The sequence below is a fragment of the Brevundimonas sp. genome (genome assembly GCF_044239655.1).
Classification (GTDB): domain Bacteria; phylum Pseudomonadota; class Alphaproteobacteria; order Caulobacterales; family Caulobacteraceae; genus Brevundimonas.
In genome coordinates, this window is the sequence record NZ_JBIIAY010000143.1 from 1 (window position 1) to 7,018 (window position 7,018).

Annotated in this window: 6 protein-coding genes; 2 read left to right on the forward strand and 4 right to left on the reverse strand. The window is 66.4% G+C overall.

Annotated elements, in window-relative coordinates:
• The first annotated feature begins 159 nt into the window (after positions 1–159).
• On the forward strand, positions 160–1,245 hold the full coding sequence (locus ACILQR_RS14725; RefSeq protein WP_395652139.1) for a glycosyltransferase family 4 protein: 1,086 nt from the start codon (positions 160–162) through the stop codon (positions 1,243–1,245).
• 77 nt (positions 1,246–1,322) lie between these two features.
• Positions 1,323–3,086, forward strand: coding sequence for an ATP-binding protein (locus ACILQR_RS14730; RefSeq protein WP_395652140.1), 1,764 nt, complete (start codon positions 1,323–1,325; stop codon positions 3,084–3,086).
• A 4-nt stretch (positions 3,087–3,090) separates the two neighbouring features.
• On the opposite strand, the gene ACILQR_RS14735 is transcribed toward ACILQR_RS14730, so the two are convergent.
• From ACILQR_RS14735 to phnC, 4 genes are all read right to left on the reverse strand, one after another.
• Positions 3,091–4,143, reverse strand: coding sequence for a substrate-binding domain-containing protein (locus ACILQR_RS14735; RefSeq protein ID WP_395652141.1), 1,053 nt, complete (start codon positions 4,141–4,143; stop codon positions 3,091–3,093).
• 68 nt (positions 4,144–4,211) lie between these two features.
• Positions 4,212–5,024 (reverse strand): phosphonate ABC transporter, permease protein PhnE, encoded by an 813-nt coding sequence (phnE, locus tag ACILQR_RS14740; RefSeq protein ID WP_395652142.1) that lies wholly within the window; start codon positions 5,022–5,024, stop codon positions 4,212–4,214.
• The gene (gene phnD, locus ACILQR_RS14745) at positions 5,021–6,025 is read right to left on the reverse strand and encodes a phosphate/phosphite/phosphonate ABC transporter substrate-binding protein (protein WP_395652143.1); all 1,005 of its coding nucleotides are present in this window, start codon (positions 6,023–6,025) and stop codon (positions 5,021–5,023) included. Before phnD ends, phnE begins: the two co-directional genes overlap by 4 nt.
• Entirely contained in the window at positions 6,022–6,831 is an 810-nt protein-coding gene (gene phnC / locus ACILQR_RS14750) for a phosphonate ABC transporter ATP-binding protein (RefSeq protein ID WP_395652144.1), read from the reverse strand. The genes phnD and phnC overlap by 4 nt, the downstream gene beginning before the upstream one ends.
• Positions 6,832–7,018 lie beyond the last annotated feature (187 nt).

A 7,018-nucleotide genomic window follows, 5' to 3' on the forward strand; every position in this document is an offset into this window, starting at 1 on the left:
CAGTCTTGAGACAGGGCGACGGCGGGGGCGACATGTGGGTTCATCGCGGCTCTCTACTCCTTTCGACGCGGCTCGGGAAAGGGCTGCGATCCGTCTCGCCATCGTCGCACGGACCCGCTAAAGCTTCCGGCTGGATAACGGCGGAGCCTCCCGGCCCTCATGCGCATCGTACTGGCCACCGACGCCTGGGAGCCCCAGGTCAATGGCGTCGTCCGCACCCTGACCCGCACCGTGGCCGAATGCCGCGCGATGGGTCATGAGGTCGAGGTCATCGAACCCAGCCAGTTCAAGACCATACCCTGCCCCACCTATCCCGAGATCCGGCTGGCCCTGGGCGCGGAAGAAGAGATCCGCGAACGGCTGCGCGCCTTCGAGCCCGAGGCGGTCCATATCGCGACCGAAGGCCCGATCGGCATCGCCATGCGGCGTATCTGCGTGGAGTGGAAACTGCCGTTCACGACCAGCTACCACACCAAATTCCCCGAGTACGTCTCGGCCCGTTTCCCGATCCCGGTCCAGGTCGGCTATGCCTATATGAAGTGGTTCCACAAGCCGTCGGGGCGGCTGATGGTGGCGACGCCGACGCTGCGCGACGAGCTGGTGGCGCACGGGTTCAGGAACGTCTCGCCGTGGACGCGGGGCGTGGACACCGAACAGTTCAACCCGGACCTCGAGCGGATCTATGACCAGCTGGGCGGAGGCGACTGGCCCCGGCCCTTCTTCCTCAATGTCGGGCGGGTGGCCGTCGAGAAGAACATCGAGGCCTTCCTCGAAACCGACCTGCCGGGGACCAAGATCGTGGTCGGCGACGGCCCGGCGCGGGCGGACCTGGAGGCACGGTACCCTGAGGCCAAATTCCTGGGGGCCCGGTTCGGCGAAGAACTGGCGCGGTGCTTCCGCGACGCCGACGTCTTCGTCTTTCCGTCCTGGACCGATACCTTCGGCCTGGTGATCCTGGAGGCCATGGGCACGGGGACGCCGGTGGCAGCCTATCCGGCGCACGGGCCCATCGACATCATCCCCGGATCGAACGCCGGTGCCATCGACGAGGACCTGAAGGTCGCCTGTCTGAAGGCCCTGGAATGCGATCGGGGCGCGGTGCGCGCCTATGCCGAGAAGTTCAGCTGGCGCGCCTCGGCCGAACAGTTCGTCGAGAACCTGGAGCCCTATCCCGAGCCTCTGCGCGGCCGGTTCTGGCGGCGGTTGAGGCGGATCGCGCGGGTACGGCGGCGCGCGGCGGCGTAGGCGCTACCGACCGCATCCACTTGAAAATTTACGTTTTCTGAACCGCAATCTGCTGTTGTCCGTGTGGGAGACAACAGATGACGCCTGAACAGAAGCGGCACATCGCCTTGGCGATGGTCAACCGCTCAAGGCAGTGGAAGCTGCGTATCGGCATCGCTGTCGTGATCGGCCTCGTCTATTTTCCACTGACCGGAGCAGCCTTCGCCATCGGCTGGATGCTGACCTATATGGCGCTGACGGTCATCGAACAGCGTTTCCAGCCGGATGGCCCGGTGGCCCGGCGTCTCGGCGATCACTATTCCATAGCCTGCCTGGCGCTCGTCCTGATCTGCAACATCGTCTACGGGATGTTCGCCGCCGTCGAGATCTTCTCCGGAACGGTGCCGGCGCTGATCTGTGCGGGCCTGCTGTCCGGTGGCGCGATCCTGAGCGCCGTGCTCATCAGCCCCGGATCCCGGCTGATGATGTGGGCCGCGGTCGGTCCCCATGCCGTCTACGCGATGTTGCTGCCGATCGCGGCGATCCTGATCCATCACGATCCGCTGTTCGCGCTGCAATTGCTGGTCGCCACGGCGCTGATGGTGATGGCCTGTGTCGCGGCCTGGGGGCATTTCGCCCGAACCTTTTCGGCCCTGGAAAAGGCTCAGGCCCAGGCGGAAGACGCCAACCGGGCCAAGAGCGACTTTCTGGCGACCATGAGCCACGAAATCCGCACACCCCTGAACGGTGTGCTTGGAATGGCCCAGGCCATGAGCGCGGACGAACTGTCCGTCGATCAGCGTGAGCGTCTGGATGTCGTGAAACAGTCGGGCCAGGCGCTGCTGACGATCCTGAACGATGTGCTGGACCTGGCCAAGATCGAGGCGGGCAAGGTGGAGCTTGAGCTTTCGCCGTTCGATCTCGAGACCTTGATCGCCCAGGCGCAGGAGACGTTCCGGGTCATTGCCGAAGCCAAGGGCCTGGATTTCGAGGTCCGGGTCGAGCCCGCGGCGGCCGGCGTCTGGAGCGGAGACCCCACCCGACTGCGTCAGGTCCTGTCCAACCTGATCTCGAATGCGGTCAAGTTCACGGAGACAGGGCGGGTGTTGATGACGGCCGGTGTCGTGGCGGGGCGACTGCGTCTGGTGGTCGAGGATACAGGCCCGGGCGTGACCCCGGCCCAGATGCAGCAGCTGTTCGCCAAATTCGTTCAGGCCGATGCGTCCACGACGCGGAAGTACGGAGGCACCGGTCTGGGCCTGTCGATCTGCCGCGAACTGGCCCTGCTGATGGGCGGGTCGATCATCGCCGATCATGTGGTCCCGCACGGCCTGCGTTTCACCTTCGACGTTCCGTTGATCCGCATCGATGCCCAGCGTCGCCCCCAAGCGGCCCCGGCCGTCATGGCCGAGCACGACACGCCGTCAGACCCGGGCCGGGCCCTGCGCGTCCTGGCGGCCGAAGATCATCCGGTGAACCGGCAGGTGCTGAGCCTGTTGCTCGGCCAGGTCGGCATCGTTCCCCATATCGTCGAGGACGGCGAACAGGCGGTTCAGGCCTGGCGGGACGGCGCGGTGGATGGCCCCTGGGACCTCATCCTGATGGATGTTCAGATGCCTGTCATGGACGGTCCGACCGCGGCGCGCGCCATACGGGCCCAGGAACGCGCCGAAGGCCGCCCCCATGTGCCGATCATCGCCCTGACCGCCAATGTCATGACCCACCAGCTCGACGACTACAAGCAGGCCGGGATGGATGATTTCGTGGCCAAGCCGATCCAGGTCGAGGCCCTTCTGGCCGGGATCGAGACCGCCCTGGCGCGGCGGGATGCGACCGCCACCCAGGCCCGGGAAGCCGCCTGACGCCCTATTTCGCCGGTGCGGACATCGGCGTCAGGGCCATGGCGATGGCGCGTTGCTCGGCCAGTTCTGGCGCGGGCAGAGGGACCAGACCCCGGTCCTGCATATAGCCGCCACGCCCGGCCGAGGCGTCGCTCATCAGTTCGGCGACATAGAGCTGCAGCCCCGGAATCACCCCGACGTGGGCCTTCTTCACATAGATGTAGAGGCTGCGGGCCAGGGGGTAGGAGCCGTCGGCGATGGTGTCCACGCTGGGCATGACGCCGTCGATGGTCTCGGCCTTCACCGTGTCGAGGTTCTGTTCGAGGAAGGAAAACCCGAACACGCCCAGAGAACCGGGAGTCCGGGTCAGGGTCTGGACGATGGCGTTGTCGTTCTCGCCGGAATCGACCCAGGCACCGTCCTCGCGGATGGTGTGGGTCAGGCTCTCGAACCGCTTGCTGTCCTTGGCCAGGGCGTTGGTGGCCGGAACCAGCTTGCCGCCCGCCGCCATGCCCAGTTCCAGGAAGGCGTCGCGGGTGCCCGAGGTCGGGGGCGGGCCATAGACCTGGATCCGCTGTTCCGGCAGGCCGGGATTGACGTCGCGCCATGTCCGCTTCGGATTGGTGACGAACTGGCCGTTCTTGTCGGGCACGGTCTGGGCCAGGCCCTCGTACAGATCGTTCAGCTCGAAATTGAAGCTGTTGCCGTTGCGGGCCGTGGCCACGACGATGCCGTCATAGCCGATCTTGAGCTCGACGATCTCGGTCACGCCGTTCTTCTGGCACAGCTCGAACTCGGACTTCTTCATCGGACGCGAGGCGTTGGCGATGTCCGGGGTCGTTGGGCCGACGCCCTGGCAGAAGGCCTGGATACCGCCACCGGTGCCAAGCGATTCGACGCGGGGGCTGGCATTGCCCGGATTGTTGCGCGCGAAATTCTCGGCGACGCGGGTGGCGAACGGAAAGACCGTCGACGACCCCGCCGCCCAGATGCCCGACCTCTGACCCGACCCGCTGTCGCAGGCGGCGAGCAGGGCAAGGCCGGCGACCGCGAGGACGGTCGGGAGGGTTCGGGTCATGGAGCCGGTTCCGTGAAGCATCCGCGAGGCTTTAGATCAGCTTTGTGACGCTTTCACCGATGTGAGAGTCAGAGCAGCCGCTTGCGCATCGCCTGGGACAGCATGTCGATCAGGGTCACGGCGATGACGATGATGATGACCATGGCCGACACCTTGGTGAAGGCATAGGAGTTCATGCCGTCGATCAGGACCTGGCCGATACCGCCCGCCCCGATCAGGCCCAGTACGGTCGCCGAGCGGCTGTTGGACTCAAAGCGGTACAGGGCGAACGAAGTCCACAGGGGCGCGACTTGGGGAATGACGCCCCAGACGATTTCGTTCAGCGGCGAGGCGCCCGTCGCGCGCACCCCCTCGACCGGGCCCTTGTCGATCGACTCTACCGCTTCGGAGAACAGCTTGGCCAGGACGCCGGCGGTGTTCAGGGCGATGGCCAGGACGCCAGGCAGCGGCCCCAGGCCCACGGCCACTACAAACAGCAGACCGATGACCAGATCGGGGATCGAGCGCAGCAGGTTCATGACCCACCGCACCGGCGTCACCACCCAGACGGGCGCGATGTTGCGGGCGGCCGCCAGCCCCAGCGGAATGGCCGCGAAGACGGCGAGGAAGGTGCCCCACAGCGCGATCTGGACCGTCTCCCACATCTTGGCGACATAGATGCGCCAGTCGGCGAAATCGGGCTTGATCAGATCGCTGGCGAACCGCGCGGTGTTGTCGCTGTTCTCGAGCAGGCGCGGCAGATTGCCCAGTTCGACGGCCTTGATGCTGTAGATCAGGATGACGGCCACCCCGCCCCAGATCAGGATGTCGAGCGCCCAGGCCCCCAACGACTTGGTGGGCGGGTTGGGAATCGGGGTCGATGTCACGGGCGTCGCGGTCAAGGCTGGACCTCGGCGCGGGCGCGCAGGGTCTGAAGCTCGGCCTCGGCGGCGCTTACGGCGGCGGCGTCGCCCTTGGCCCTGGCCTCGGCCAGCTTCTGGTCGGCGACCATGACGCGGATCGGATCGAGATAGCCGTCGTCGGCGGCGCGGAACTGAGAGTATTCCAGACCGGCCAGGACCTGGCGCTGGCGGTCAGCCTCGACGCCCTGTCCTTGGCCGTAGCCCAGGAAGAAGGCGCGGATCTTTTCCTTGAGCACCGGATCGAGTTCGTCGGACACGACGATGCCCGATTCAGGGATCGGCGGCGATTGCCATATCTCGTGGATCTGGGCGGCCAGGGCCGGATTCTGTCGGGTCATGAAGACCGTGTTGACGGTGTTCGAGGTTGCGACGTTCAGCATGCCGTTGGCGACCCCGAAGGCGTTGGCCTGATGGTTCGCAGAGCGCACGGTCTTGAAGCACGCCGAGGGATTGATGCCGCGCGGATTGAACAGGAAGGCCATGGGGGCCAGGGTTCCCGAGGTGGACTGGGCATCGCCGATACCGAAATCGAACCGTTTCCCGCAGGCAAGGACCTGGTCCAGGGTGATGCCTGAATCCTTGCGCACGATCAGGGTCGAGCGATAGGAATCGAGCCCCTCCTTGTTGACCGTGCGGGCGATGACCTCGGCGTCGGCGCGATCGACGGCTTCCAGCGCCGGCTTGGCCGAGAACCAGCCGACCTGGGTCTGGCCGCCGCGCATGGCCTCGACCAGAACGGTATAGTTGGAGCCGAAGAAGGGTTTGACGGTGACGCCCGTCTCCTTGCTCATGTCGTCCAGCAAGGGCTGCCACAGTGGTCCCGCCGAGGCCTGCCCCTCGGCCGAAAGGATGGAGAAGGTGATCTCGGTCGGAGCGCCGCCGGCCTTCTCGTCACCGCCGCCGCATGACGACAGCCCCAGGGCGACGACGGCGGCACCGGCCAGACCCAGCAGGCGGCGGGAGATGAGTGTACGGCTCATGCCTTGGCTTCCCAGAACGCGTCCTCGAACTCGGGACCATAGATGTCGATGAGGGTCCTGGTGTCCAGGCCGGTGGCCGGGCCATCATAGACGATCTTGCCGGCCTTCAGGGCGATGACCCGCTCGCAATAGCGGATCGCGTAATCGACCTGGTGCAGGGTGACGATGACGCCCAGGCCGTCGCGCCGGTTCAGCTCGACCAGGATCTCCATGACCTTGCGCGCCGAGACGGGATCCAGCGAGGCGACCGGTTCGTCGGCCAGGATCGCCTGGGCACCCTGGACAATGGCGCGGGCGATGGCGCCGCGCTGCTGCTGGCCGCCCGACAGGGTGTTGGCGCGCTGCGCGGCGTAGTCGGAGACCCCGACCCGGTGCAGGGCGGCCATGGCCTTGGCCTTGTCGGCGGCGGGCCACAGGCCGAACAACCCCTGGGCCGTCGGAATACGCCCCAGCGCCCCCAGCATGACGTTGGAGAACAGGCTCAGGCGGCCGACCAGATTGAACTGCTGGAAGATCATGCCCAGGCGGGCGCGGGCGGCGCGGATCTGGCCGGTCAGGCGACCGTCCTTCTGCACAGTCTCCCCGAAGACCTGGATCGTCCCCGCACCGCCGTCGATCGGATGAAGGCCGGTGATCGAGCGCAACAGGGTGGACTTGCCCGATCCCGACGGCCCGATCAGGGCGACCATCTCTCCGGCCGCGACGCGCACGGACACGCCATCCAGCGCCTTGCGCGCGCCATAGGTCTTCGAGACATCACGCACCACGACGAGATCGGGTGCGACCGCTGGGCTGGAAGAACTCATCGGGCTCGCTGAATCAGCTGAGAGGGAGGCGGCCGCCGATGCCCGCTGCAGGGCGATCCGGCAAGTCTTAATGCCACGCGCGTCGATGCGGCGTCCAGTGGCGTGGCACGGCACGGCCTCCGTATTGTCCGGTCTCGGAGTTTTTCAGGGCCTGCAAGGGTTTGGCGGGCGTCACCACTCGCGCAGG